The organism is Kitasatospora sp. NPDC051164 (assembly GCF_044455625.1).
Lineage (GTDB): Bacteria > Actinomycetota > Actinomycetes > Streptomycetales > Streptomycetaceae > Kitasatospora.
The window spans coordinates 271,738-298,419 of the sequence record NZ_JBITFB010000005.1 but is presented as its reverse complement, the minus strand read 5'-3'; the positions used below and the strand labels follow the sequence as shown (position 1 = coordinate 298,419).

Below are 26,682 nucleotides of genomic sequence, written 5' to 3'. Positions count from 1 at the left end.
CTCTTGAAGGTCGTCGGCTGGTTCAGAAGTTGACGGGGAAGGAGCGCGGGCTGGTGCCGGTCGCGCGGGCGTAGGCGTTGGCGACCGCGGCGCAGGCCGCCGGGACGCCCAACTCGCCGGCGCCGCCCGGCGGTCCGCTCGGCGGCATCAGGTGGATCTCGACCACCGGCGGGGTGTGCCGCTGCCGGGCGTAGTGGAAGTCGCCGTAACTTCCTTCCCGGAACGCGCCGTTGTCGAGGTGGTTGCCGGCCTGGAGGATCACCGAGATGCCGTCGACCAGCGCGCCGGTCAACTGGGCCTCGAGACCGGTGGGGTTGATGACCCGGCCGACGTCGGCGGCGACCACCGCCTTGGTGACCCGGGGTTTGGCACGGTCGGTGGCGTCCAGTTCGACCAGGTACGCGGCGATGCCGCCGTTATCGTCGTGGTAGCCGATGCCCTGGGCCTGGCCGGGGGGCATCGGGCGGCCCCAGTTCCCCTTTGCGGCGACGGTGTCCAGGACGGCCTGTCCGGCGGGACTGCGCAGCCGGGCGCGGCGGAAGGCGACCTCGTCCTGGCCCATCCGACGGGCCAGTTCGTCCATCACGATCTCGTCGGAGACCCGGACGGTGCCCGAGTAGACCGAGCGCCAGCTGCCGGTGTGCAGGTCCAGTGGGACCTCGGCGAGCAGCTGGGTGGGGATGCCGACGTTGTACGGGTTCTTCTCGGTGAGCAGGAAGAACAGCTCGGAGGTGGTGAGCCCGGCCAGCGGGAGGTTGTAGCCGGCGGCGGTGAGGGCGTCGCCGAGGCCGTGGCCGAAGTCGGTCTGCACACTGGCGGCGCGGTGCTCCCAGCTGAGCACGTGGTCGAGTCCGTAGACGGCCCGGATCCGGTGGTGGCTGGCCGGGCGCATCCGGCCGTGCCGCATGTCGTCGTTGCGGGTCCACATCAGCTTGACCGGGCGGCCGGCGGCCTTGGAGATCCGGGCGGCCTCCAGGGCGGCGTCGAAGAACAGCCGCCGGCCGAACGAGCCGCCGCCGCGCACCACGTGGACGGTGACGGCGTCCTGCGGCAGGCCGAGTTCGGCGGCGATGGTGTGCTGGGCGACGATCGGGCTCTGCGCGGCGAACCACAGCTCGGCCCGGTTCGGCCGGACGTCGGCGACGGCGGTGAGCACCTCCATCGGGGCGTGGTTGACGAAGGCGAAGTCGAACTCCGCGTCCAGGTGCTGGGCGAGCGGCGGCGGGGGGAGGAAGGGCAGGTGGGCGGCGCGCAGCCGCTCCCTGATGTCGTCGGTGGACAGCCCCGCGACCGGGCCCGGGTTCCAGGTGGTGCGCAGCGCGTCGCGGGCCTTGAGCGCCTGGTCGAAGGTCTCGGCGAGGACGGCGACGCCGCTCGGGATCTGCACCACGCCCAGCACCCCGGGCATGGCGCGGGCGGCGGAGGCGTCCAGGGACCTGAGGGTGCCGTTGACGGTGGTGGGGCGGGCGACCACCGTCGGTACGGCGCCCGGGATCTGCAGGTCCCCGGTGTACTTGGCGTGGCCGGTGACGATGTCGCGGGCGTCGATCCGGCCGGTCGGCCTGCCGACCAGCCGCAGCCGGTCGGCGGCCTTGGGGAGGGCGGGGACGGCGGGCGCGGCGATCGCGGCGGCGTCGGCGGCGAGTTCGCCGTAGCCGAGCCGGCGGCCGTCGGGGGCGAGGACGGCGGAGTCGGCGGTGCGCAGCGTGGTCGCGGGAACGTTCCAGCGCCTGGCGGCGGCGGTCACCAGCCGGGCGCGGGCGGCGGCGGCCGCGCCGCGCACCGGGTCGTACAGCGAGCGGATGGAGTTGGAGCCGCCGGTCAGCTGGTTGAAGAGCAGTTCGGGGCGGCCGTCGGAGAGCGGCACGTCCACGTCGGTGAGCCGGGCGTCGAGCTCCTCGGCGACCAGTATCGCGATCGCGGTGGTCAGGCCCTGGCCGACCTCCAGCCGGGGCAGGTACAGCGCGGCGCGTCCGGCGGGGGTGACTTCGAGGACCAGCAGGTGCGAGGTCGGCAGTCCGGCGAGGATCATCGCGTCGCCGAGGTCGACGATGTCGGGGATGCCGGGCAGGCCGAGCAACTGCGGGGGCGCGGCGGCGTCCCGGGCGGCCGCGGCGGCGTGGACGGCCTGTCCGCTGCCCGGGGTGGCGGCCTGCGCGGTGGCGGGGGCGGCGTCGAGGCCGAGGCGGGCGGCGACGGTGAGGGTGGGCGCGGCCAGCAGGTAGGTGAGGAAGCGGCGGCGGCCGGCGGGCTCGGCCTCGGCGGGCGCTGCTCCGGCGGGCCCTGCTCCGGTGGGCTCGGCCTCGGTGGCCCGGCCCCGGCGGCGGAGGGTGCGGGGGTGTCCGGCGTCGCCCGGGTGGCCGGTGGAGTCCAAGGGAACGATGGAGGTGCTGATGGGAGGACCCTTCGAGCCGGAGACGGCACCGGATCGGGCGGGCACGGGGCCCCGGCCCCGGTGCCGGATCGCGAACGCCGTTGAGCATAAAAGGGCGCTACTGACGGGTCAACACGGTCAAAGTTGGCCCCTGGACTGGCTGATGGGGCTTTTGCAGCGTCCGGCGGGAGCGGATTCGGAGCGGGTACGGACGGCGCTTCGGCGGCGGGGGCGAGGCCCGCGTGAGACGCTCCCAAATCGCTCGGAGAGCCCAATGAGCCGCTGTCGTACGAGGGTTCAGCGCTCGGTCGGCGGTGCGGAGACGGACGGAAGTGGCCCAGGGAATCCCTTGATCACTGGACCTGTCGGATGGGCCAGTTTCTGCCTAGGGTGGGTGGCGAACCGTCGCCGACGGTTGTGAACTCCCGGCCCGCGCGCCGCTCGCCGTCCCGGTGCTGTCGCCCGTCCGTGGGCGGCCACCCACGGACGGGCGAACGGTGACGGTCCGTGACCAGTGAAGGAGAGACGTGCCGACCGACAGAGCCGCCCGGTGGGGCAGCCTCCTTCCGCCCGCCGGCCCCCAGCGGACCCTGGCCGCAGCCCAGTTGGCGAGCGCGGTGGGTGACGGCGCGTACTACACCTGCTCTGCGCTCTACTTCACCCGCGTCGTCGGCATGTCACCGACCGCCCTCGGACTCGGCCTCGCGGTCGGCTGGGCGCTCGGCTCCGTCGCGGGCGTCCCGCTCGGCCACCTCGCCGACCGGCGCGGCCCGCGCCGCACGGCGGTGGCGCTCGGACTCGCGGCCGCGGCCGTGGTCGCCGCCTTCCTGGTGATCCGCTCCTACCCGCTGTTCCTCCTCGCGGTCTGCCTCTACGCCACCGCGCAGTCCGGGCTGACCGCGGCCCGGCAGGCGCTGGTCGCCGGCCTGGTGCCACCCGGCGAACGGACCGGCCTGCTCGCCCACCTGCAGTCAACCCTCAACGGGGGACTGGCCGTCGGCGCGGCCGTCGGCGGCATAGCGCTGAGCGTCGGCACCCGCGCCGCGTACCTGGGCGCCTTCGTCCTCACCACGGTCGGCCTCCTGATCGGCGCCCTGCTCCTGCGGCGACTGCCCGAAGTCCCGCCCGCCGCCGAGGAGTCCGGCACCGGACCGCGGCTGGCCGTGCTGCGCGACCGGCGGTACGCCGCCGTCACCTTGCTCAACGCCATCCTGCTGCTGCGGATGCCGCTGCTCAGCCTGATCATCCCGCTCTGGATCGCCCAGCGCGCCCCCGCGATCGGCTGGCTCGGCTCGGCGCTGTTCGTGCTCAACACCCTGGCGGTGCTGGCCTTCCAGGTCCGGGCGGCGCGCGACGTCACCGGGCTGGACACGGCCGCGCGGGCGGTCCGCTCCGCCGGGGTGCTGCTGCTCGGCTGCTGCGTCGTCTTCGGACTGTCCGCGCTGGACGTGCCGGTGTGGGCGGTCGGCGCCCTGCTGGTCGCCGCGTCCGTGCTGCAGGTGGCCGGCGAGATGCGGCAGTCGGCGGGCTCCTGGCAGATCGGCTTCGACCTCGCCCCGCCCGATCGGATCGGCCAGTACCAGGGCTTCTTCGGCACCGGCGTCGCCGTCGCCCGCACCCTCGGGCCGCTGCTGCTCACCACCCTCCTGCTGGACGGAGGCCTGGCGGGGTGGCTGGTCCTGGGCGGGGTGTTCCTCGTCGCGGGGTACGCGATGGGGCCGGTCGCCCGCTGGGCGGAGCGCGACCGAGGCCAGATGGCGTCATCCGCGTCACCGGCGTCACCGGCGTCGCCGGTCGTGGCGGGCACCACGGCGGACGGGTCGTAGCAGCGCGACGGACAGGGCGTAACGGAGCGTACCGGCGCGGGGCTGCCCGGAAACCGGTGGCCCCCGCCCGCCACCCACTGGCATGCTGGCCGCGTGGACAGACCCCAGATCTGGCTCGACTTCGCCCCCGAGCTGCACCTCTTCGTCTCCGCGCCCCGGCGGGCCGGCCGGACCGAGCTGCGCACCGACGGCACCTCCACCCTCGGCCACGTCGTCGAGTCCCTGGGCGTCCCGCTCACCGAGGTCGGCGCCCTGCTGGTGGACGGCCGGACCGTCCCCGACGCGCACGTCCCGGCCGACGGCGAGCACATCACCGTCCGGGCCGTGACCAGGCCGCAGCCCTCGCCCACCCCGCCCCGCTTCCTGCTCGACGTCCACCTCGGCACCCTCACCCGCCGGCTGCGCCTGCTCGGCGTGGACGCCGCGTACGAGAACCCCGACATCGGCGACGCCGCGCTGGCCGCCCGCTCCGCCGCCGAACAGCGCGTCCTGCTCTCCCGCGACCGCGGCCTGCTGCGCCGCCGCGAACTGTGGGCCGGCGCCTACGTCTACAGCCACCGCCCCGCCGAGCAACTGCGCGACGTGCTCTCCCGCTTCGCGCCGCCGCTCGCCCCCTGGAGCCGCTGCACCACCTGCAACGGCACACTGCGCACCGCCACCAAGACCTCGGTGCGCGAGCAGCTTCGGGACGGCACCGAACGCTCCTACGACGCCTTCGCCCAGTGCACCGAATGCGGCCAGGCCTACTGGCGCGGCGCCCACCACGCCCGACTGGAGGCGATCGTCGCCGAGGCGGTGCGCGACTACGGGAACGACCAGGGCCATCTCGGGGTCGTCTCCGGGTAGTTCACCCTGGCGGGCGGCCGCGCGGCCGTGATCCCATCGGCGACGGGGGACGAGACCACGCTACTCGTTCACACGAGAGAGGCCAGGTCGTCGGATGAGCGATCAGACAGCACGGCAACACTTCCGCACCGCGGACGGCGAGGGCTGGCCGGACAGAAGGCCCCGGGAACGGGGAGGCGACCGCCCGATGAGGCGCGCCACGCTGCGCCGCCCGCTCGCGACGCTGGTCGCGGCTGCGACCGCTGCCGTGCTCGGGGTCGGGATCGGGGTCGTCCCGGCGGCCGCCGCGCCCCTTGCCGGGCCCGCCGTTGAGCGTACGGCAGGGCCCGTCACCGAGCCCGTCCTGCCGCATCTGCAGTCGCGCTACGTGACCATGCCCGACGGAGTCCGCCTCGCCGTCGACATCTACCTGCCCGAGGGCACCCGGGCCGGCGCCGACCTCCCCACCGTCCTGGTCACCCAGCGCTACTGGCGGGCCAAGGTCCAGGCCGGCCGGCCCGGCGGCGCCAGCGGTGAGGCCGAGCAGTGGACCGACCACGGCTACGCCTACGTCATCGCCGACCTGCGCGGCACCGGCGCCTCCTTCGGCACCCTCACCTCCGAACTCGGCGCCGACGCCATCGCCGACAGCGGCACCCTCAGCGACTGGATCGCCGCCCAGCCCTGGTCCAACGGCCGGGTCGGCACCACCGGCATCTCCTACAGCGGCGACACCGCGATGCTCGCCACCGCCCTCGGCAACCACCACATCACCGCCGCCGCGCCCATCTCCTACGACTTCGACCCGTACGAGGACCTGGTGCGCCCCGGCGGCGCGCTCATCGAACCCCGGCTCGCCCCGTACGCACTCCTGCTGCGCATCCTCGACCAAGCCGGCGGCACCACCTGCGAGACCGACGAACAGACCCGGCAACTCTGCGCGCGCACCGGCCTCACCGGCCTCCAACCCCGCCCCGTCGACGGCCTCGACGGACCGGCCCTGCTCACCGCTGCCCGCGCCGAGCACGCCGACAACGCCAACCTGGTCGACATGGCGACCTCCGGCGTCCACCGCGACTACCGGGACGGCCCGAAGAGCTGGACGGTCGGCAGCGTCGGCGACAAGACCGACGCCGTCCGGACGGGCGAAATCCCCATCCTCACCAGGGCCGGCTGGCTCGACGCGGGCACCGCCAACGGCGTGCTCTCCCAGTTCGCCGGCCTCTCCAACACCCAGGACGACTGGATCGGCCCCTGGAACCACGGCGCCGGCTGGCTCGCCGACCCGTTCCAGCCCGCCCGTCCGCTCACCAGGCAGGAGCACGACCAACTCGACCAGCGCACCTACGACTTCTTCGAACGCTACGTGCGGGCCGACGCCCGCCCCGACGGCCGACGGCAGGTGCACTACTACACCTTCAACGAGGACGTCTGGCGCACCACCACCCGCTGGCCGGTGCCCGGCACCCGAACCCAGTCGTTCTACCTCGCGGCCGGCAACACGCTCGGCCGCCGCCCGGAGGACCGCCGCACCGGCGCCGACCCGCTGCGCCTCGACCCGACCGCCGGCACCGGCCCGCTGGACCGCTGGAACACCAACCTCAGCGGTGCCGAGGTCAGTTACCCCGACCGCGCCGCCGTCGACGCCAAGCTGCTCAGCTACACCACGGCGCCGCTGACCGCCGACACCCGGGTCACCGGGAACGGGAAGGTCACCCTCGACGTGACCGGCCTGGCCGGCTCGGCCCAGGGCGCCCTGCACGTGTACCTGGAGGACGTCGGACCGGACGGCCTGGTGACCTACCTGGCGGAAGGTCAACTGGCGCTGACCGAACGGGCGGTGGCCGACCGGGACGACAACCCCGACTGGCGCCGGCTGCGCACCCCGCGCACCTACGCGGCGGCGGACGCTGAGGACTTCCCGCAGGGGCAGGCCCAGCGCGTCACCATCGACCTGCAGCCGGTCTCCGTACTCTTCCGGGCCGGCGAGCGGATCCGGCTCACCGTGGCCGCCGCCAACCCCGACTCCTTCCGGCTGCTCCCGGCCGACGGACAGGCCTCCTACCGGATCGGCTGGGGCGGCGACCGGGCATCGGTGCTGGACCTGCCGGTCGTGCGCTGACACGTGACCCGGGGTCGGGGCGGTCGGCTCAGGCCCGATGGGGCGGGTGCAGTGCGAGGTGCCAGGTGTGGGTGGTGTACGAGCCCATGCGGGTCGGGTGGCGTTCGACCAGGGTGACGTCGAGGCGGTCGGCGGTGCGGCGCAGCGAGCCGGTGAAGCGGTGCTGCCGGTCGGGGGCCAGCGGGTGCAGCTCGGCGAGGACGGTGTCGTCCAGGTCGCGGCCGACGGCGCGCAGCGTCCCCGCGTCGAGCACCAGGAGGGTGCCGTCGGGCAGCACCAGCGGCTCGGGGGCCTGCGGATCGGCGAGCAGCGGGCCGCGCTCGATCCGTCCGCCGGGCAGCAGCCGCACCACCCGGCTCCCGGTCGGGCGGCGGCGGTCCGTCTCGACGACGCGCAGGCCGCTGCCGACGACGTAGTGGCCGTAGCTGCGCCAGGAGTCGACCAGGGCGCCGTCGCGGTCGTACGCCCGGGTGTCGAAGGCGTCGTAGCCCTCCAGGCCGAGGGCGAAGCGGCCGCCGCCGAGGGCCGCCGCGCGCTCGCCGCGCAGTTCGGCGACGGGGGTGCCGTCGGCGAGGTCCAGCAGGAGGGCGGGGCCGAGGTGGCCCCAGGCGGTGTAGTCGAACGAGTCGGTGGTGACCAGCACCCGGCCGGAGGAGATGTGGGCCGCGTTCGGCCGCCCCGGGCAGGGCTGCCGCCAGCGGACCCGGCCGGTGGCGTCGACGCAGCTGAGTTCGCCGTGGCGGCCGTGCACCGCCAGTTCGTCCCGCCGGGCCAGCGGCCCTTCCGGGCGTCCCTGCGGCCGCCCGCCCTTCCTGCGATGGTGATCCGTGACCGTGACCCGCCAGCTCCCCATGGCCGGGATGGTAGTGGGTTCCGCCGAACGGCGGAGGCGGTTTCGGAGGGTGCCCGAACGGCCGACAATTCCTCCGGGAGCCCGGGGACTTTCCCCAGGAGCCGAGGAGGAGGCCGCGGTGGAGTTCGAGGTGATGATCGAGATCCCGCAGGGGTCGCGGAACAAGTACGTGATGGACTTCGTGGCGGGCCGGATCCGCCTCGACCGCACCCTGTTCACGGCCACCCGCTACCCCGCGGACTACGGCTATGTCGAGGGCACCCTCGGGGGCGACGGTGAGCCGCTGGACGCCCTGGTGCTCGGTCGGGAGCCGGCCGTCCCGGGCTGTGTGCTGACCTGCCGGGCGGTGGGCATGTGGGTGATGCGCGACGAGCGCGGGCCCGACCAGAAGGTGCTTTGCGTCCCGGCCCGGGACCCGCGCTACGCGGTCTTGCAGGACATCGGTGACCTGCCGGAGTTCGACCTGCTGGAGATCACCCACTTCTTCCGGGTGTACAAGGACCTGGAGCGCGGCAAGTCCGTCGAGGGTTCGCACTGGGCGGACCGCGAGGCCGCCCACGCGGAGATCGCCGCGTCGCGGGCCCGGGCCGTGGGGACGTGCTTCGCCGACCCGGTGTGAGGGACGTGCGGGAGCGTGGTGGGGGCGCGCCGTCGGGCGTCGACCCGCCCCCTGCCGCCGCGGCTGGGACTCGGAGGCGGCCGCTCAGAGGCGGGCGCTGCTGAGGATGGCGCGGACCTGGTCGGCGATCGCGGCCTCGTTCTGTTCGAACTCCGGTGCGGTGAGGCGGTTCCGGTCGGTGGGGAGGCCGGTCAGGACCGGGGTGTGGAGGTGGCCGCCGGGGAGGTCGGGGGCGAGGTCGAGACGGAGGCGGTTGGAGCGGTAGGCGACTTCGTTGGAGAGGTAGCCGCCGCCGCCTCCGGCGACCGCGCGGGAGTCGGGGGTGGGGCCGTCGGCGCGGACGACGGGGTCGGTGGCGCCTGCGGGGATCTCGGTGACGGGGGTGTTGAGCAGGACGGGGTAGGGCTGCTGGACGGCCGTCATGGCGTCGGTGGGCAGGGTGGTGTGGATGAACTGGGGTCCGTCGGCCAGGCCGGGGGCGTCGACCGGGTGCCGCGTGGTGCCGCCGGAGAGCGCGCCGAGGTTGTCGGTGGCGGGGTCGGCGGAGCGGGCGCGTCCGGCCCAGGCCTCCAGGGTGAACATGCCGGGGTAGCCCTGGCTGATGCTGGTGATCAGGTCGGCGGACTGCGGGCCGGGCACCAGGTGCGGGCCGAAGGCGCGTTCCACGATCCCTTCGTCGAAGTCGCCGTAGCGCACCGGCAGGACGACGGCCCGCACCTCGGCGGTGCTGCCGTCGGCGAGGGTGATACGCCGCCCGTTCAGTTGCAGGACGGCCGAGCCGGAGGGGTTGGCGCGACGCGGCTCGGTGTCCAGACCGTACGGGTCGAAGCCGCTGACGAAGATGCGGCGGATGTCGGGCGCGGTGCTGAAGCCGTCGTCCAGGCCGCGTGAGGCGTCCTCGAAGCGGGCCCGGAGCCCGGCCTGGTCGACGGTGAACCCGGGCTGCCAGCGCGACAGTTGGACGGTCATGGCGAGCCGGGTCCAGTACAGCGGGCGGTCGTCGCGGGCGGGCAGTTCACCGCTCGGCCGCCGGCCCTGGGCGCGGTCGACGCCGGCCTGCCAGAGCGCCCGGCCCCAGGCATCGACCACCCGCTCGGCGCGGTGGGCGTTGCGGGCGGCGCACAGGGCGGTGGGGAAGCCCCGGAGCAGGTCGTTCAGGCCGGACCGCTCGGTGAAGGCGGCGGTGCGGGCGTCCTGGAGACGGGCCTGCTCGGCGTCCGGCGACGCCGTCGCGGCGGTGCGGCAGCCGCCGGGGTCGGCGTGGGCGGCAGCCGGGGCCAGTAGGGCGGCGAGCGTTCCGGTGAGGGCGGCGGCCAGTCCGGCGGTACGGCGAAGGAATGTCATGTCACCTGACAATAGGTCCGGACCTGATGCCCCGCCAGAGTGCCGCCGAGCGGCCCGTAGGCTGGGCCGGTGACAGCGCCCGACCTCACCCTCACCTCCCTGATCGCCGACCCGTACGGCGGCTACACCCGGCTGCGCACCGACACCCCCGTCCACCGCCTCGTCGGCCCGGACGGCCTGCCCTTCTGGCTGGTGACCCGCTACCCGGACGTGCGCCGGGCCCTCGCCGACCCCCGGCTCGCCCTCGACAGGGCGCACGCCGCCCCCGGCAACTACCGCGGCTTCGCGCTGCCGCCCGCGCTGGACGCCAACCTGCTCAACATGGACCCGCCGGACCACACCCGGATCCGCCGCCTGGTCTCCCAGGCCTTCACCCCGCGTCGGATCGCCGCCCTGCGCGCCCCGATCGAGAAGGTCGCCGAGCAGCTCCTGGACGCCATGGCCCCGGCGAGCCGCGCCGACCTGCTCGCCGCGTACGCCGCACCGCTGCCGATCACCGTCATCTGCGACCTGCTCGGCGTCCCCGAGGACGACCGGCACGACTTCCGCGCGTGGACCGACACCCTCATCACCCCGGACCCCGAGCACCCCGAGGCCGCCCGCGCCGCCGTCAAGGCGATGCTCGGCTTCTTCACCGGACTGATCGAGCACAAGCGCACCGAACCCGGCGACGACCTGCTCTCCGACCTGATCGCCGTCCGCGACGAGCAGGAAGACGAGCGCGGTGACCGGCGCGGCGAGGGCGACGGCGCCGACCGGCTCTGCGACGGCGCCGACCGGCTCAGCGAGGACGAACTGACCTCGCTCGCCTTCCTCATCCTCTTCGCCGGCTACGAGAACACCGTCCACCTCATCGCCAACGCCGTCCTCGCCCTGCTCACCCATCCCGAGCAGCTCGCCGCCCTGCGCGCCGAACCGGAACTGATCGACGCCGCCGTCGAGGAACTCGCCCGCTTCGACGGCCCCGCCCCGCTCGCCATCCGCCGCTTCCCGCGCGAGGACGTCACCATCGGCGGCGTCACCGTCCCGGCGGGGGAGACCGTGCTGCTCGCCCTCGGCTCCGCCAACCGCGACCCCGAGCAGTTCACCGACCCCGACCGGCTCGACCTGCACCGCCGCGAGAACGGCCACCTCGCCCTCGGCCACGGCATCCACTACTGCCTCGGCGCGCCGCTGGCCCGGATGGAGACCGCCATCGCGCTGACCGCCCTGCTGCGCCGCTTCCCCGACCTCGCCCTGGACGCGCCGGTCGAGCAGCTGCGCCACCGACCCACCCTGCGGGCCCGTGGCCTGCGGGAACTGCCCGTGCGGTACTGAGCCCGGCCGCTTCGGCACTGACGCGATCCTGACGACGCGGCCGGGAACCAGCGCGAGATCTACAGCGTTGTCGTGGTCGAACAGCGGTACTCGTACGGTCGTGGAGGAAGTCCCATGAGTGTGGCCCTGACGAAGGGCGGCAACGTCTCCCTGGGCACGCAGGCCCCCGGGCTGCTCGTCATCCGGGTCGGCCTCGGCTGGACGGCGGGGGCCGGGTACGACCTGGACGCCAGCGCACTGCTGTGCGGGGCGGACGGGAAGGTCGGCGCGGACCGGAACTTCGTCTTCTTCAACAACCTGCGCAGCCCGGACGGCTCGGTCCGCCACCACGGCGGCTCGGGCGCCTCGGGCAGCTCTGGCAGCGGAGCCGACCGCGAACAGATCGAGGTCCGGCTCGCGGAGGTCTCCCCCTTCGTGGAGAAGATCGTCTTCGCGGTGGCGATCTACGACGCGGCGCAGCGACGCCAGAGCTTCGGGCAGGTCCGCGGCGCGTACATCCGGATCACCGACCCGGACGGCGGCGCCGAGGTGGCCCGCTACGACGTGGCGCCCGAGGCGGGCAGCGAGACGGCGATGGTGTTCGGCGAGCTGTACCGGCACGGCGCCGACTGGAAGTTCCGGGCGGTCGGGCAGGGGTACGCCGCCGGGCTCGCGGGCATCGCCACGGACTTCGGCGTGGACGTCCTGCAGCCCGCGGCGGCTCCGGCCCCGGCTCCGGTGAAGCCCGCCGTGCCGTCCGCGCCGCCCCCGCCGGTGCTTCCCGCCGCCGTGCCCCCCGTACCGCAGACCCAGCCAGTAGCAGGGAGTTCCCCCGTGACGTGCTTCTTCGACCCCTCGCACGGCGCCGGCACGACGTCGGTGCTGTGGTCGCCGCAGTGGGGCGTGCCCCGCCAGATCGAGACCTGCGTCGCCTGCGCCCAGCGGGTGCAGACCACCGTCCCGCCGTTCTACACCCCGCAGCAGGGCTACCCGCAGCCCGTCCAGCAGCAGGGGTACCCGCAGGTGCCCGGCCAGCAGGCGCAGGGCGGCGGCCGGCGCTTCGGCACCGGTGCGCTGATCGGCGCCGGCGCGGCGGGTCTGGTCGGCGGCGCGCTGCTCAACGAGGCGTTCGACGACGACGGGCCCGAGGTCGTCGTCAACAACTACTACGAGGATGACGGCCTCTTCTGAGCCGTCAGACCACAGCTGCGGAAGGGCCGTCGGGGGTGACCCCGGCGGCCCGTGCTGTCCAGGACGGTGTGACGACGCCATTCAAGCACGTCCAGATCTACGACCCGAACGGCTGGGAGCACGGCTGCGGCGTGGGCGGCCGACTCGCTGGCCGGGCTGATCGGCGCGCTGGCCCTGCTGACCCGCGTCGATGCCGGATCCGCAACGGCGACGCGAAGGCCGCGCTGGACGAGTTCGTCGCGCTGCTGGAGGAGTTGGGGCAGGGGCCGGACGATTCCGATCTCTGGGGCGACCCGGTGGAGAGCCTGCGGGAGGAGCACGAGGACCAGGACGAGGACCAGGACGAGGACCAGGACGAGGACTGACGTCTCCTCCGTCGACGGCGGCCGCACAACGCACCTGCGCTGTGCGGCCGTTCGCATGTCCGGACAGTTCGTGGGGCCGGGCCTTCGGCGGGGCCGGCCGCGCCGCAATGAAGTCGAGCGCACGATCAATCGCCCGAAGCACTTCCGCGCCGTCGACGCGCTACGACAAGCGCGCTTACATCTTCCGCGGGACTGTCAGCGTTGCTTCGATCCGCCTCTGGCTCCGTGAACAGGTCAATTATCCCAAGGGCCGGACGGGCCTGTCACCGTCCTCTGGAAGGAAATTTTGGGGTGATTTGCACACCTAGGGTTGCGGATGACCGGCGAGAACCTCGATTTGACTTGGAGTTGGGATGGCATCCGACGTTGCCGTAGTGGCCAGGGAGCTCACCGACATGGCGGCGGCAGATCACCGGGCCGCGCGCCACGCGAACAGTGCTACCCCGGCGGAGCAGTTGGCGTGGCGCCGCTTGACCGTGCAGCACGCGGACCGTCTCAGCGAGATCATGGACGCGCACGGATGGCCGACCGCGGAACTGGTCGGTGAGGACGCGGCCCGGGCCGCGTGGCTGATTGCGCAACACGCCGACCGGCAGCTCGACGTCCAGCGGCGCGCGCTGCGGCTGATGGAGCAGGCGATGGCCAACGGCGCCGCCAGCCCGCGAGATCTTGCCTTCCTGCGGGATCGCACCCTTGTGAACGAAGGTCGGAAGCAGATCTACGGCACACAGATCGCCGGGGTAAAGGACGCCTCGCCTGTCCCGTGGCCCTGTGAGGATCCCGAGCGCATGGACGAGCGCCGCGCGGAAGTCGGCATCCCGCCGTTCGACGAGTATGTCGCTCAGTTCTCGCAGGCCTGACTCATCCGGGTGTCCGGCGGATCACGCTCACGCCTGATCCGCCGGACGAACCCTAGCGGCGGTGCCAGGCGGCGAGCAGGTCGGCCTCCTGTTCGGGTGTCAGGGTCTCCGGCAGCGGCTCGAAGGGCGGGATGTCCCGGGCCGTGTCGGCCACCGGGCGGGGTGTGAGGCCGGTGGCGAGGGCCGCGGCCGGGTCGGCGGTGTTGGTGGCCCGGAGCTGCGGGTTGCGGGGCCAGAGCGGGAGTGCGCGGTCGGGGATGCCGGCTGCGCGCAGGAAGTCCTCGGTCACCCAGGTGAGGGTGGTGCCGGCCGGGGCGACCGCCGAGGCGACGGCGTCGAGCAGGTCGCCGAAGGTGAACGGCGGCGGAGCGGCGGCGTGGTAGGTGCCGGAGGCGTTCCGTTCCAGCAGTGCGAGCATCCAGGCGGCGAGGTCCCGGGCGTCGACGACCTGGATCGGCGCGTCGGGCCGGCCCGGTGCCAGGACCTCGCCGCCCCGGGTGAGGCGCTGCACCCAGTAGTCGAAGCGGTGGGTGTAGTCGTGGGGGCCGATCACGTATGTGGGGCGCACCAGCAGCGTCTCCGGGCCGAACGCCTGCCGGGCCGCGCGTTCGCACTGGACCTTGAGGACGCCGTAGGTCTCGCCGGTGATCGTGTCGGGCTCCGGGCCGTCGGCGGGGCGCAGTGGGGAGTCCTCGGTGTAGGCGGGGGCGGCCGGGGTGTCGTACACCGCCATGGACGAGACGAGGAGGTAGCGTCCGGCGGCGCCGGGGTCGAGGGCGGCGGCCAAGTCCCGGATCTGGCGCGGGTAGTAGGCGCTGACGTCGACGGTGGCGTCCCAGCTGCGGCCGCGCAGCACGGACAGGTCGGCGTCGCGGTCGGCGATCAGGTGGGTGGCGTGGGGGAGCAGGTGGGCGCCGGACCTGCCCCGGTGCAGCACCGTGACGTCGTGCCCGGCGGCGAGGGCGGCCTCGGCGAGGTGGCGGCCGACGAACCTGGTGCCGCCCATGATCAGTATGCGCATCGGTCCATCGTGCCAGAGCGGGTTTCGGCCGCGCCGGGGCGGCCGTGATGGTGCGGAAGTTGCCCGTGGGGTGCGTGAGTTGGGGCATGGTGTGTGCAGGCGCGGCAGGTCCTGTGTTCGATTGTCGACAGGTGCATGCGGTGCCCGGGAGTGGCGCCGGGGCTCCGAGAGCGGCTTCCCCGCAGGTCAGCGCTCCGGTATCGAAAGGGAAGCGGGTTGGTGCGACGGCCGTCGAAACGACTGATACCTCGTCAAAGTTCCTTGTTTTCCTGCGAACTTCCGTGAGGCCGCTTTAAGCTCCCGTTAACAATGGCGGCTTTCCGCCACTCACGAGCTCCCTCGCGAGGTCGGGCGGCAGGCCCCCACTGGTGATGCCCAACGTGATGATGCTCAACTTGACGATGAGAGCAGGGATGACGACGACAAGTGAACGACCAGCCGGTGCCGCGCGCGGCCCGGACCGGTGGCGACCGGGTGGGATCGGCCGTCGAACCGCAGGCGGCGCGGTGGCACTCGCCGTCGCGATCGGCGCCTGCTCGCTGGCGGTGGCCCCGTCGGCGTTTCCGCAGACGGGCGACGGCACGGTCACGGTCCGGGTGATCCGGGCCGTCGACACCAGCGGGGTGTGGACGCCCGTGCTGGAGCCGGGCATGGCGGGCGTGAAGGTGACGCTCACCGACGACTCCGGTGCCGGCATCGAGGGCACCACGGCAGCCGACGGCACGGTGACGCTCGCACCGGCCGCGAGCAAGGCGACCGGCGGCAAGTACCGCGTGCAGGTGGTGAATCCGAAGCCGGGCGTGCTCTTCCCGGCCTTCGCCTCACGCCAGGGACTGACGGGCGCGCCCAACCAGCTCAGCTCCAACGAGGAGTTCGTCGACCTCACCGGCGGCAAGAAGGCGGAACTCACCACCGGGCTGTGGAACCCGGGCGACTACTGCCAGAAGAACGCGCCGCTGGTGTCGACCTGTCAGCCGGCCACCCGGGAGGGCGGGGCCCAGCACACGCTGGTGTCCTACCCGTACAGCTCCCGGGGCGTGGCCGGCACCGACGTGACCGTGACCGACCTGGCCACGGCCGAACAGACCGGCAACCTCTACGGCATCGCCTGGAACCGGGCCGACCGGCGGGTGTTCTCCTCGGCCCAGGCCAAGCGGAGCACGAGTTACGGCCCGGGTGGCCCCGGCGCGATCTACGTGACCGACCCGGTGCAGAAGAAGACCACGCTGTTCGCCACCGTCCCGGACGCGGGCGCCACTCCGCACGGCCCGGGCAACGACGACGCCTTCCTGGCCGCGGTGGGCAAGGAGAGCCTCGGCGCCATCAAGGTCACCGACGACGGCAAGGACCTGTTCGTCGTCAACCTCAACGACCGCAAGCTCTACCGCTACGACGCCACCGCGCCGACGGCGGCCGAGCCGAAGGCCGCTTACCCGATCCCCGACCCGGGCTGCCCGGCGGCCGGGGACTGGCGTCCGTACGGCCTCGGCCTCCAGGACGGCACCGGCTTCCTCGGCGGCGTCTGCTCGGGCGAGTCCACCGGCAAGGCCTCGGACCTGCGCGCCGTGGTGCTGCCGTTCGACCCGGCGACCGGCGCGTTCAAGAAGGCCGTGCTGGACCAGCCGCTCGACTACCCGCGCGGCGTCACGGTCGGCGGGACGTGCCCCGGCACGGCCTGGTTCCCGTGGCAGGACACCTACCCGGCCACCCAGAACGGCCAGGCCTGCACCAGCTACATGGCCAACCCCGAGCCGGAGTTGGCCGAGATCGCGTTCGAGACCGACGGCTCGATGCTGATCGCCTTCCGGGACCGCTTCGGCGACCAGTCGGCGGCCGGACCGACGGGCGGCGCGATGGCCACCGTCCTGTCCGGCGGTGACCTCAACAAGGCCTGCCCGGTGGACGGCATGTACGTGCTGGACACCAACAAGGGCTGCGGAATCACGACCCGGGGCACCCGGGTCTTCGACAACAACCGCCTCGGCCACAACAACGCCGCGAATGCCGGGATGGCGTTCTCGAAGGTCGAGAACTCCATCGCGACCTCGGGCTACGACAGCAACGGCATGGCCTTCGGCTACGGCACCGCCTTCGTCCAGCGCAACGGCAAGGCCGACGGCGGCGTGCGGCTCAACCCCGTCGGGCCGGTCCCGCCGTTCGGCAAGGGCGCCGCGATGGGCGACCTCGAAGTCCTCTGCGACCAGGCGCCGCTGCAGATCGGCAACCGGGTCTGGTACGACCCCGAGCGCAGCGGCCTCCAACTGCCGGGCCAGCGCCCGGTGCCTGGGGCCACCGTCCACCTGTACGACGAGTCGGGGAAGCTCGTCGGCACCACCAAGACGACCACCCGCGGCGAGTACTACTTCGACGACAGCAACGTCGACGGCGGCCTCAAGCCGAGGACCAAGTACACGATCAAGCTGGACAATCCGGCGGACTACGCCAAGGACGGCCCCCTCTTCCAGTGGGTGCCGACCGAACACGACGTCGGCGACAACCGCTTCGTCGACTCCGACGGTGTCGTCCCGTCCGGCGGGAAGTATCCGGAACGGGCACTGACCACCGGCGGACCGGGCGAGAACGACCACAGCTTCGACTTCGGCTTCCGCCGGCAGGAGGGCGCGCTGCGCCTGGTCAAGCACGACCAGGACGGCAAACCGCTGGCCGGCGCCACGTTCCAGCTGTGGCACGAGACCAACGGGACGGACGGGCTGCAGCCGACCGGCGACAAGCCCGACGCCAAGGTCGGTTCGCCCTGTACGACCGGCGCCGACGGCCTCTGCCAGGGCACCGGGCTGCCGGGGTCGTACTACTGGCAGGAGCTGAGCCCGCCCGCGGGCTACGCCGCGCCGGAGATCACGGTCTTCGGGCCGCTGGTGCTGACCTCGGCGAACCTCGATGCCGGCGTGGAGGTGACGGCCGTCAACAAGCTGATCCCCACGCCGACGCCGACACCCACCCCGACACCCACCCCGACCGAGACGCCGACGCCGACTCCGACCCAGGAGCCGACGACGGCGGCTCCGGCCCCGCCCGCCCCGCCGGGCCCCGCACCCGGGCACCTGCCCAACACCGGTGCGGGCGAGGGGATGCCGATCGCCCTGATCAGCGCGGCGGCACTGATCGCCTTCGGCACGGCACTGGTGCTGGTGGTCCGTAGGCGCAAGGCTGCCCAGCGCGGCCAGCACGGCTGACACCCAGGAGCCCGAGGCGGGGAGACCCGCACCGGGCCCGATCGGGCGGGTTCGCGGACCGATGGTCCCCGGACCCGCCCGACTGTCGTGACCGACCGAGGAGAAAGAGCACCCGCATGCCCCGGAAGACGAAGGCCGACGGCCGCAGGCAGCGTCGGGCCGTCCGGCTGAGGACCCTGATCGCGATCGTGGTGTGCGGCACCGCGGCGGGTGGCCTGGTCGTCTACCGGACGGTCTCCGACAAGACCACCGAACGCCCGGTGACCACCGACGAGGCCTCCCGGCTGGCGCTCTCGCGGCTGAACCTCTACCAGGCCGGCCCGGTGGGGATGACGCTCACGGCCACCGAGGGCGGGGGCGTCACCATCCGGGTCGAGGGTGTCGTGGACTACCGCACCCACCGGGGTGTGGGCCGCTACCGGACCACCGGGGCGAGCGGGCCGCTCGACCACGGCCTGATCGTCTGGGACACCGGCGGTCTCGGGCTGGCCCCCGAGCCGGCCGGCGTCGACGACCCGCCCTGGCAGCAGGCCGAACACGTGCCGCGGCCGGGCTGGTCACCGCGCTCCTACACCGCGGACCCCCTGGACGCCGGACTCAGCCTGGTGGTCCAGCTCGGTGCGGACCGCCCCGACAACCCGCTGCTGCTCGCCCAGTCCGGGGCGCGCTGGCTGGGCCGGGACCGGATCGACGGCCGCGGCTACGACCGCTTCGCCGGGCCGCGCGCCCAGGGCTCCGCACCCGACGGCGGACGGTCGCCGCTGACGTACTGGGTCGACGGCGACGGCACACTGCGGCGGGTGACCATGCGGATGCCGGGGCTGGGTGCGCCGACCACGGCGGAGTTCTCCGGCCACGCCGACGGCGCCAAGCTCCCCGAGGCACCATGGCTGGCCGGCTGACGCCGCCGTGGCCGTCTCCGAGAGATCGGCCGTCCGTTCGCATGGCCGCATGGCCGCATGGCCGCATGCTCTGGGGGAGAATCACCGCAGGGAAGGAGACGCGTTGTTGACGTAGAACGCCCAGCGCCAGGACAGGTGGTCGGTGAACAGCCCGCCCAGCAAAGGCCCGATCACCGTGGCCACGCCGAACACCGCGCCGATCGCGCCCTGGTACTTGCCGCGGTTCGCGCAGCGGGATGACGTCGGCGATCAGCGCCATGGCGGTGACCATCAGGCCGCCCGCCCCGAGGCCCTGCACCGCCCGCCAGGCGATCAGCAGGGTCATGTTGGTGGCCAGCTCGCACAGGAAGGAGCCGCCGACGAAGACGATCGCCGAGGCCTGGAACAGCAGCTCGCGCCCGTGCAGGTCGCCGAACTTTCCGGCCAGCACGGTGGCGACCGTCTCGGCCAGCAGATAGGCCGTCACCACCCAGGACATGTGCGCGGCCCCGCCGAGGTCCGCGACGATGGTGGGCAGCGCGGTGCCGACGATGGTCTGGTCGAGGGCGGCCAGCAGCATGCCGAGCACGATCGTGGCGAAGACGACGTTTCGCTGCCGGAGGTCCAGCACCGGCGGGGCGGACGGCGGGCTCTCGGTGGCGACGGTCATGCCGTCAGCCTCTGGGGTGCGGGCGCCGACCGCGATCCGGTTCGGCCGTTCGAGTGAGGGGCGGCACAGGGACGGCATGAAGGACTGCGTGCAGGAGTGAGTGCAAGGACGGCGGGTGGCGGCCCGGGTGGCGGCCCAAGGTGGGCAGGGCGACGATGAGCCGAGCGACGCCGGCCGACGACCGGTCGGGCCGCAGGCCGCCCCGGACACCGGGAAGAGGCTCCCATGACCCCCCACCCCCCGCCCACCTCCGCGCACCCGGACCCGGAGCCGGACCCGGCCCCGGAGCCGCCCGGTGCCTCCGCCGCTGGCGGGCGGGCCACCGCGCGGCGCTGGCGGGCGCTCGCGGTCTGCCTGGTCGCCGGGTTCATGACGCTGCTGGACGTCAGCATCGTCAACGTCGCCCTGCCGACCGTACGGGCCGGGCTGCACATGTCGGAGAGCGGCCTGCAGTGGGTGCTCAGCGGTTACGCGCTGGCCTTCGGCCTGGTGCTCGTCCCGTCCGGGCGGCTCGGCGACGCGCGCAGCCGGCGGGCCGTCTTCCTCGCCGGGCTCGCCCTGTTCACCGCGGCCAGCGCGCTGGCCGGCGCGGCGCAGAACCAGGAGTGGCTGGTGCTGGCCCGGCTGTTCCAGGGCGCGGCGGGCGGTGTGCTCGTGCCGCAGGTGTCCGGCTTCATCCAGACCCTCTTCCAGGGCGCCGACCGCGGCCGGGCCTTCGGCGCGCTCGGCGCCACCATCGGGCTGTCCACCGCCGTCGGGCCGCTGCTCGGCGGGCTGCTGATCCACCTGTTCGGCCCGCAGGACGGCTGGCGGTGGGTGTTCCTGGTCAACTTGCCGATCGGCGTCGCCGCCCTGCCGATCGCCTACCGGCTGCTCCCGCCGCCCCCGCCGGCCGCCGAGCGGGCCGGGCACCGCGACTTCGACCCGGTCGGGGTGGTGCTGCTCGGCGCCGGCACGGTCGCGCTGCTGCTGCCGTTCGTCCAGGAGCAGCAGTGGCACAGCCCGGCCCGCTGGCTGCTGCTGCCGGTGGCGGCGGTGCTGCTCGCGGCCTTCGTCGGCTGGGAGGTGTACTACGGGCGGCGGCACGAACCGCTGGTGAGCATGGCGCTGTTCGCGGTGCGCCCGTACGCGGCGGGGGTGCTGCTGTCGCTGGTGTACTTCGCCGGGTTCACCGCGATCTTCTTCATCTTCACGCTGTACCTGCAGGCCGGACTGCACTACTCGGCGCTGGCGGCAGGCCTGGCGATCACCCCGTTCGCGGTCGGCTCGGGGGTGGCCGCGGCGGTCGGCGGGCGGCTGGTGAGCCGGCTCGGCCGACGGCTGGTGGTGGCCGGGCTGCTGCTGGTGCTGGGCGGGCTGCTGGCCTCGGCGCTCGCGGTGCAGCTGTGGTCGGGGCCCCGGGTGGGCTGGACGACGGCGCTGCCGTTGCTGGTCGCCGGGGTGGGAAGCGGGCTGGTGATCGCCCCGAACCAGACGCTGACCCTCCAGCAGGTTCCGGTTGCCCGGGCGGGCAGCGCGGGCGGCGTGCTGCAGACCGCGCAGCGGGTCGGCTCGGCGGTGGGCATCGCGGTCGTCGGCTCGGTGTTCTTCGCCCATGCCCGCGGCCGCCACCCGGACTGGGCGACGGCCTTCCAGTTGGGCGTGACGGTCGCGGCGGGCCTGGTGCTGGCGGCGTTGCTGGTCGCGGTGGCGGACACGGTGTCGGGGCGGCTTCCGAACCGGCGCGGCGCGGTAGGGAGTGGGTCGTGACCGATGCCCGAACGGACTTCCTGGCCGCGGCCCGCGCGGCCGAGCAGTTGCTGCGCCGCCCGGAGGTGGCCGAGGCGTGGCGCCGGCCGAGCGCGCTGGCGCAGTGGAGCGTCGGCGGGCTGGCCGGGCACCTGGCCTATCAGGTGCTGTGCGTGCCCGAGGCCTTGGCCGCCGCGGCGCCGGCCGAGGAGACGGTCGGCCTGCTGGACCACTACGCCCGGGTGGCGTGGGTCGGCGCGGCGCTCGACGCGGACATCAACGTGCGGATCCGGCAGGGCAGCGAGGCGTTGGCCGCCGACGGGCCGGCGGCACTGCACCGCCGGGTCGCCGGAGCGGTCGCGGACCTGACGGCCGCCCTCGCCGCGGCGGACGGCGCCCGGCCGGCCCGGCTGCCGTTCTGGGGGCCCTGGTCGCTCACCCTCGACGACCTGCTGGCGACCCGGACGATGGAACTGGCCGTCCACGCCGACGACTTGGCGGTCAGTGTCGGCGTTCCGACCCCCGGACTCCCGCCGGAGACGGCCGACGCCGTGGCCGGCCTGCTGGCCCGGCTGGCCGTCCGCCGGCACGGGTGGGTGGACGTGCTGCGGGCGCTCAGCCGGGCCGAGCGGGCGCCGGGGAGCATCGCGGCGTTCTGAGCTGTCCCCGGGCCCTCGGCCCTCAGTGGTCCCGGCGCCGGATCACGACCGCCGCGATCACCACCGAGGCGAGCGACCAGGCCGCGAAGGTGATCCAGGAGCCCGCGACGGTGGGTGGGTACTCGCTCGGGCGCTGGCCCGCCAGGGTGGTCCGGGCGAGGCGCTGCCAGGCGGGCAGCGGCAGGGCGTGCAGCAGGTCGGCCGTCCAGCGGTAGCGCTCGGTGACGAGGGACGGGACGAAGAACAGCACCACGACCGTGCCCACCACCGCCCCCGCGCTGTGCCGGATCAGCGTGCCGAGGCCGAGCCCGACCAGCGCGCATACCGGACCGAACAGGACGGCCGCCGCGACGTACCGGAAGGCGGCGGGGTCGGTGAGGGACTGTCCGATGCCGACATCGGACAGGATCGCCTGGGTGGCGCCGAAGGAGACGCCGACGCTGAGCACGCCGAAGCCGAGCATCACGGCCGTCAGCACGCACGCCTTGGCCACCAGCACCGCCCGGCGGTCCGGCACGGCCGCCAGGGTCGTGCGGATCAGCCCGGTCGCGTACTCGCCCGCGATGACGATCGCGCCGATCGTGCCCCCGACGAGCATCAGGATGTCGGCGGAGGGCAGGCCGAAGGCGGCGTTCAGCGCGACCTGCGCCATCATGACGGGGTCACCGTCGCCCGGCGTGGAGTGGTCGTGGGTGTACTGGGCGGACCTGAGGTTGGCGGCGACGACGGCCAGGGTGCTCAGGCCGAGCACCCACGGGATCGAGCGCAGCGACCAGAACTTGATCCACTCGGCGGCGAGCAGGTCGCCGAAGCGGGCGCGCGGTTCGGTGCGGGCGGTCATGGCGTGGGCGGTCGCGGTGCTGTTCGTGCTTGTGCTGTTCGCGGTCGTGCTGGTCATCGGGGCTCTCCGGCGAGGTACTCGACGCTGTCGGCGGTCAGTTCCATGAACGCCTCCTCCAGGGAGGCGCCGCGGTCGGTCAGGGCGTGCAGCAACAGGCGCTGCTCCAGGGCGAGTTCGCCGATCCGGGTGGCGTCCAGGCCGGTCACCGCGAGGGCGCCGTCCGGGCCGGGGCGTACGGTGGCGCCCGCGGCAGCCAACACGGCGGCCAGCCGGTCGGGTTCGGCGGCCCGGACGGTGACGGCGGCCCGGCCCGCGCGGGCGGCGAACTCGGTGAGGCTCTCGTCGGCGATCAGCCGGCCGCGTCCGATCACCACCAGGCGGTCGGCGGTGTGCTCCATCTCCGCCATCATGTGGCTGGAGACGAACACCGTCCGCCCCTCGGCGGCAAGGCGGCGGAACAGTCCGCGCACCCACAGCACGCCCTCCGGGTCCAGCCCGTTCAGCGGCTCGTCGAAGAGCAGCACCGGCGGGTCGCCGAGCAGCGCGCCGGCTATGCCGAGCCGCTGCTTCATGCCCAGCGAGTAGCCGCCGATCCGTCGCCCGGCGGCCTCGGTGAGCCCGACCTCCGCCAGCACCTCCTCGACCCGCGCGGCCGGGACCGCGTTGCTCCGGGCCAGCGCCCGCAGATGGGCCCGGCCGGTGCGCCCGCCGTGGACGTCGCCCGCGTCGAGCAGCGCGCCGACGTGGCGCAGGCCGCGCGGGCGGCCGCGGAAGGTGTGGCCGTCGACGGTGACGGTGCCGGTGGTGGGGTCGTTCAGGCCGAGGACCAGCCGAAGGGTGGTGGACTTGCCCGCGCCGTTGGGGCCGAGGAAGCCGGTGACGTGGCCGGGCCGGACGGTGAAGGTGAGACGGTCGACGGCGGTCCGGCGGGCGTTGCCGCGGCCGTAGAGCTTCGTCAGCTCGGTGACTTCGATCACGGGCTCCACGGTGCCGGGGAAGCGGGTGGCGCCGCATCGGACCGGCGTCGACAGTGCGGTCACCCCCGGCCGTACAACCACGGGTGGATGACGGCTCACCGGCCCGTGGTTACGATCTTGAACCATGTCCTCGACCCCCAAGCCGCCGCTGTTCCGGCGCGTCCCGCCCGAGATCTGGGTCGGGCTCGCCTGGTGCGTGGCCGCCGCCTACCCCGCCGTCCGGCTCGGCGGTGACACCGCGCAGCACCACGGCGCCGCCGCGCACGGCGGATGGGCGTTCACCCTGGCCGACACGGCGGTGGCCTTCACCGGCGCCGCGCTGGTGCGCCGGCTGCCGGTGCTGTCGGTCGCCCTGCTGCTGATCGCCACCTGGACGGAGACCGACGGCTGGGCCGGGGGCACCCAGGTGCCGCCCGGCGCGCTGGTCGCCGTGGACACCGCGCTCTGCCTGATCACCGCCACCCGGTCGCGTCGCACCTCGCGGGCCGCGTTCGCCCTGGTCATGGGCTTCCTGGTGCTGCACATCGGCCTGGTCCACGGCAACACCGTCGGGATCTTCACCGGCACCCACATCGGCTCCGCCGACGGCGCCGCACTGCTCGCGCTGGTCGCCTGGCTGGTCGGGCGTACGGTGCGGCAGAACCGGGAGCACGCCGAGGCGTTGAGCAGCCGGGCGGCCGCCGAGGCGGTCACCGCCGAACGGCTGCGGATCGCCCGGGAGATGCACGACACCGTCGCGCACAGCCTCGGCATCGTCGCGCTGCAGGCCGGCGCCGCCCGCCGGGTCATCGACAGCCGGCCCGAGCGCGCCAAGGCGGCGCTGGGCGAGATCGAGACCGCCGGGCGGGACACCCTGGCCGCGCTGCGCCGGATGCTCGTCGTCCTGCGCCGGGCCGACGGCGAGGCCTCGGCCACCGCCCCGCAGGGCCTGGCCGACCTCGACCGGCTGGCCGGGGCGACCACCGAGGCGGGCGTCCGGGTGGAGGTCCGGCGGCACGGCGAGCAGCGGCCGCTGCCGCCGGAGATCGACCTCGCGGCGTTCCGGATCATCCAGGAGTCGGTCACCAACGTGGTCCGGCACGCGGACGCCGACGCCTGCGAGGTCTCCGTCGACCACCGGACGGCGGGGGAGCTGTCCGTCGAGGTCACCGACCGGGGGCGGGGCCAGGGCCGGGGGCACGGCACGGGCACGGGCAGTGGCTTCGGGCTGGCCGGGCTGCGCGAGCGGGTCGCCCTGCTGCACGGCGAGTTCGCCGCCGGGCCGCGCGCCGACGGCGGCTTCCGGGTCGCGGCCACGCTGCCGGTGCCGGTGCCGGTGCCGGTGCCGGTGCCGGTGCCCGGGCCGGTGCCGGTTCTCGCCGCCGCGCTCGCGGGGGAGGCGGGCGCATGATCAGGGTCGTGCTGGCCGACGACCAGCCACTGGTGCGGGCCGCGCTCGAGATGGTCATCACGGAGACCACCGACGTCGAGGTGGTCGGCGAGGCGGGCACCGGGACCGAGGCCGTCCGGCTCGCCGCCGAACTGCGCCCGGACGTCGTCGTGATGGACATCCGGATGCCCGGTATGGACGGCATCGAGGCCACCCGGCTGGTGACCGCCGCCGGCGGCCCGACCAGGGTGGTCGTGCTCACCACCCTCGACGAGGACGAGCACGTCTACGCGGCGCTGCACGCCGGGGCGTCCGGGTTCCTGGTCAAGGACATGGCGCTGGAGGACATCCTGGGAGCGGTGCGGGTGGTCGCCGCCGGGGACGCCCTGATCGCGCCGAGCGTCACCCGGCGGCTGATCGGCGCGTTCGCCGGCGCCCGGCCGCCCGAGCGGGTGCCCGGCCCCGCCGAGCGGGGCGCAGCCCTCCGCCGGCTGGAGGCGATCACCGACCGGGAGCGGGAGATCCTCACCCTGGTCGGCCGCGGCCTGTCCAACACCGAGATCGCCGCCGAACTGGTGCTCAGCATCGCCACCGTCAAGACCTACATGACCCGGCTGCTCGCCAAGCTCGACGCCCGCGACCGGGTGCAACTGGTCATCCTGGCCTACGAGGCGGGCCTGGTCTCCGTCCCCGGGTGACCCGGCCCGCCGCTGACGGCCGCTCAGCGCTTGATCGCCACGCCCGCGTACATCGCGATGTCCTGGTCGCGCACGGGTGCGGCGTCGGCGTCCGGGCGCCAGTGGTGGACCAGCGTGACGCCCGGGTCGAGCAGCTCGAAGCCGTCGAAGAAGGCCTCCGTCTCGGCCTTGTCGCGGATCTGCAGCGGGATGCCGCGCGCGTTGTACTCCCGGCCGACGCCGCCCACGCCGACCGGGTCGGTGTCGCCGGTGAACACCGTCAGGGCGAGGACGCTGCCGGGCGCCAGGGCGGCCATGAAGCGGCGAACGATGCCCTGCGGGTCGTCCTCGTCCAGCACCAGGTGGACGATCGCGATCAGCGACAGCGCCACCGGCTGGGAGAGGTCGAGCACCTCGCGCAGCCGGCGGTTGTTGATGATCGACTCCGGGTCGCGGAAGTCGGCGTCCACGTAACAGGTGCGGCCCTCGGGCGTGCTGGACATCAGCGCCCGCGCGTGGTTCAGCACGATCGGGTCGTTGTCCACGTACGCGACCCGGGCCTCGGGCGCGACCGCCTGCGCGACCTCGTGCACGTTCGGCGAGGTGGGGATGCCGGTGCCGATGTCCAGGAACTGCCGTACGCCGTACTGCTCGGCGAGGTGGCGCACCGAGCGCTGCATGAAGTCGCGGGTGGTCCGCATCGAGATCGGCAGCGACGGCCAGGCCCGGACCGAGGCGTGCGCGGCGACCCGGTCCGCCTCGAAGTTGGTCTTGCCGCCGATGAGGTAGTCGTAGACCCGGGCGGAGTGCGGGACGTCCATCCGCAGGTCCATCGACGGGTAGTGCTCCTGCGGACCGCGTTCCGCCCGGACCTCGTTCGCCATGCTCGCCCTCCCGTTGCTGGGAACCCGTCACCGGCCGCCGTGGTGGCTGCCCTTGGTGCGCATGGTAACGGTCGATCGGTCTGACGAGATGACAAACCCTCAGGTC

Annotated in this window: 21 protein-coding genes and 2 pseudogenes; 15 read left to right on the top strand and 8 right to left on the bottom strand. The window is 74.0% G+C overall.

Annotation, left to right across the window (positions count from 1 at the left end):
* Positions 1-22 precede the first annotated feature (22 nt).
* Positions 23-2,374 (bottom strand): molybdopterin cofactor-binding domain-containing protein, encoded by a 2,352-nt coding sequence (locus ACIBEC_RS10345; protein ID WP_360493695.1) that lies wholly within the window; start codon positions 2,372-2,374, stop codon positions 23-25.
* A 527-nt stretch (positions 2,375-2,901) separates the two neighbouring features.
* Here ACIBEC_RS10345 and ACIBEC_RS10340 point away from each other — a divergent pair.
* The 3 genes from ACIBEC_RS10340 to ACIBEC_RS10330 all read left to right on the top strand — a co-directional run bounded on the left by ACIBEC_RS10340 (position 2,902) and on the right by ACIBEC_RS10330 (position 7,147).
* Complete coding sequence (locus ACIBEC_RS10340; RefSeq protein WP_360493697.1) at positions 2,902-4,200, top strand: MFS transporter; 1,299 nt, start codon at positions 2,902-2,904, stop codon at positions 4,198-4,200.
* 93 nt (positions 4,201-4,293) lie between these two features.
* A complete protein-coding gene (locus ACIBEC_RS10335; protein WP_360493700.1) occupies positions 4,294-5,046 on the top strand; it encodes a Mut7-C RNAse domain-containing protein in 753 nt (250 codons plus the stop codon).
* A gap of 187 nt (positions 5,047-5,233) precedes the next feature.
* Entirely contained in the window at positions 5,234-7,147 is a 1,914-nt protein-coding gene (locus ACIBEC_RS10330; protein WP_360493703.1) for a CocE/NonD family hydrolase, read from the top strand.
* Between the two features lie 28 nt (positions 7,148-7,175).
* Here ACIBEC_RS10330 and ACIBEC_RS10325 read toward each other — a convergent pair whose 3' ends face one another.
* Positions 7,176-8,000: a PQQ-binding-like beta-propeller repeat protein gene (locus ACIBEC_RS10325; protein WP_360493706.1), complete on the bottom strand. Its 825-nt coding sequence runs from the start codon at positions 7,998-8,000 to the stop codon at positions 7,176-7,178.
* A gap of 118 nt (positions 8,001-8,118) precedes the next feature.
* Between ACIBEC_RS10325 and ACIBEC_RS10320 the strand changes: the two genes are divergently transcribed.
* The gene (locus ACIBEC_RS10320) at positions 8,119-8,619 is read left to right on the top strand and encodes an inorganic diphosphatase (protein ID WP_360493709.1); all 501 of its coding nucleotides are present in this window, start codon (positions 8,119-8,121) and stop codon (positions 8,617-8,619) included.
* A gap of 84 nt (positions 8,620-8,703) precedes the next feature.
* Here ACIBEC_RS10320 and ACIBEC_RS10315 read toward each other — a convergent pair whose 3' ends face one another.
* The gene (locus ACIBEC_RS10315; protein ID WP_360493712.1) at positions 8,704-9,963 is read right to left on the bottom strand and encodes a pyroglutamyl peptidase; all 1,260 of its coding nucleotides are present in this window, start codon (positions 9,961-9,963) and stop codon (positions 8,704-8,706) included.
* Between the two features lie 69 nt (positions 9,964-10,032).
* Here ACIBEC_RS10315 and ACIBEC_RS10310 point away from each other — a divergent pair, with 69 nt between their 5' ends.
* The 5 genes and pseudogenes from ACIBEC_RS10310 to ACIBEC_RS10290 all read left to right on the top strand — a co-directional run bounded on the left by ACIBEC_RS10310 (position 10,033) and on the right by ACIBEC_RS10290 (position 13,675).
* Positions 10,033-11,280, top strand: a complete 1,248-nt coding sequence (locus ACIBEC_RS10310; protein ID WP_360493715.1) for a cytochrome P450 — start codon at positions 10,033-10,035, stop codon at positions 11,278-11,280.
* Between the two features lie 114 nt (positions 11,281-11,394).
* Positions 11,395-12,450 carry a TerD family protein gene (locus ACIBEC_RS10305; protein WP_360493718.1) on the top strand — a complete coding sequence of 352 codons (1,056 nt, stop codon included), beginning with the start codon at positions 11,395-11,397 and terminating at the stop codon, positions 12,448-12,450.
* A 68-nt stretch (positions 12,451-12,518) separates the two neighbouring features.
* Entirely contained in the window at positions 12,519-12,815 is a 297-nt protein-coding gene (locus tag ACIBEC_RS10300; protein WP_360493721.1) for a hypothetical protein, read from the top strand.
* Between the two features lie 100 nt (positions 12,816-12,915).
* Positions 12,916-13,045: pseudogene (locus ACIBEC_RS10295) on the top strand (IS5/IS1182 family transposase); the annotation flags it as partial.
* Between the two features lie 123 nt (positions 13,046-13,168).
* Positions 13,169-13,675: a DUF6624 domain-containing protein gene (locus ACIBEC_RS10290; RefSeq protein ID WP_360493724.1), complete on the top strand. Its 507-nt coding sequence runs from the start codon at positions 13,169-13,171 to the stop codon at positions 13,673-13,675.
* Positions 13,676-13,727: 52 nt separating this feature from the next.
* On the opposite strand, the gene ACIBEC_RS10285 is transcribed toward ACIBEC_RS10290, so the two are convergent.
* A complete protein-coding gene (locus ACIBEC_RS10285) occupies positions 13,728-14,696 on the bottom strand; it encodes an NAD-dependent epimerase/dehydratase family protein (RefSeq protein ID WP_360493727.1) in 969 nt (322 codons plus the stop codon).
* A 506-nt stretch (positions 14,697-15,202) separates the two neighbouring features.
* On the opposite strand from ACIBEC_RS10285, the gene ACIBEC_RS10280 reads away from it, so the two are divergent.
* Complete coding sequence (locus ACIBEC_RS10280; protein ID WP_360493730.1) at positions 15,203-17,890, top strand: SdrD B-like domain-containing protein; 2,688 nt, start codon at positions 15,203-15,205, stop codon at positions 17,888-17,890.
* Between the two features lie 116 nt (positions 17,891-18,006).
* Positions 18,007-18,792 (top strand): hypothetical protein, encoded by a 786-nt coding sequence (locus tag ACIBEC_RS10275; protein WP_360493733.1) that lies wholly within the window; start codon positions 18,007-18,009, stop codon positions 18,790-18,792.
* 105 nt (positions 18,793-18,897) lie between these two features.
* On the opposite strand, the pseudogene ACIBEC_RS10270 reads toward ACIBEC_RS10275, so the two are convergent.
* Positions 18,898-19,441 (bottom strand): annotated as a pseudogene (locus ACIBEC_RS10270) (MFS transporter); the annotation flags it as partial.
* Positions 19,442-19,666: 225 nt separating this feature from the next.
* On the opposite strand from ACIBEC_RS10270, the gene ACIBEC_RS10265 reads away from it, so the two are divergent.
* On the top strand, positions 19,667-21,190 hold the full coding sequence (locus ACIBEC_RS10265) for an MFS transporter (protein ID WP_360493736.1): 1,524 nt from the start codon (positions 19,667-19,669) through the stop codon (positions 21,188-21,190).
* The gene (locus ACIBEC_RS10260; protein WP_360493739.1) at positions 21,187-21,828 is read left to right on the top strand and encodes a maleylpyruvate isomerase N-terminal domain-containing protein; all 642 of its coding nucleotides are present in this window, start codon (positions 21,187-21,189) and stop codon (positions 21,826-21,828) included. The genes ACIBEC_RS10265 and ACIBEC_RS10260 overlap by 4 nt, the downstream gene beginning before the upstream one ends.
* A gap of 22 nt (positions 21,829-21,850) precedes the next feature.
* Here the strand turns inward: ACIBEC_RS10260 and ACIBEC_RS10255 are convergent, their stop codons facing one another.
* Together ACIBEC_RS10255 and ACIBEC_RS10250 are read right to left on the bottom strand one after the other, a co-directional pair.
* Positions 21,851-22,726, bottom strand: a complete 876-nt coding sequence (locus ACIBEC_RS10255) for an ABC transporter permease subunit (protein WP_360493742.1) — start codon at positions 22,724-22,726, stop codon at positions 21,851-21,853.
* Positions 22,723-23,646, bottom strand: coding sequence for an ATP-binding cassette domain-containing protein (locus ACIBEC_RS10250; RefSeq protein WP_360493745.1), 924 nt, complete (start codon positions 23,644-23,646; stop codon positions 22,723-22,725). Before ACIBEC_RS10250 ends, ACIBEC_RS10255 begins: the two co-directional genes overlap by 4 nt.
* A gap of 124 nt (positions 23,647-23,770) precedes the next feature.
* On the opposite strand from ACIBEC_RS10250, the gene ACIBEC_RS10245 reads away from it, so the two are divergent.
* Positions 23,771-25,036 (top strand): histidine kinase, encoded by a 1,266-nt coding sequence (locus ACIBEC_RS10245; RefSeq protein ID WP_360493748.1) that lies wholly within the window; start codon positions 23,771-23,773, stop codon positions 25,034-25,036.
* Complete coding sequence (locus tag ACIBEC_RS10240; RefSeq protein WP_360493751.1) at positions 25,033-25,713, top strand: response regulator transcription factor; 681 nt, start codon at positions 25,033-25,035, stop codon at positions 25,711-25,713. The genes ACIBEC_RS10245 and ACIBEC_RS10240 overlap by 4 nt, the downstream gene beginning before the upstream one ends.
* Positions 25,714-25,736: 23 nt before the next feature.
* On the opposite strand, the gene ACIBEC_RS10235 is transcribed toward ACIBEC_RS10240, so the two are convergent.
* Complete coding sequence (locus ACIBEC_RS10235; RefSeq protein WP_396287848.1) at positions 25,737-26,576, bottom strand: SAM-dependent methyltransferase; 840 nt, start codon at positions 26,574-26,576, stop codon at positions 25,737-25,739.
* Between the last annotated feature and the right edge of the window lie 106 nt (positions 26,577-26,682).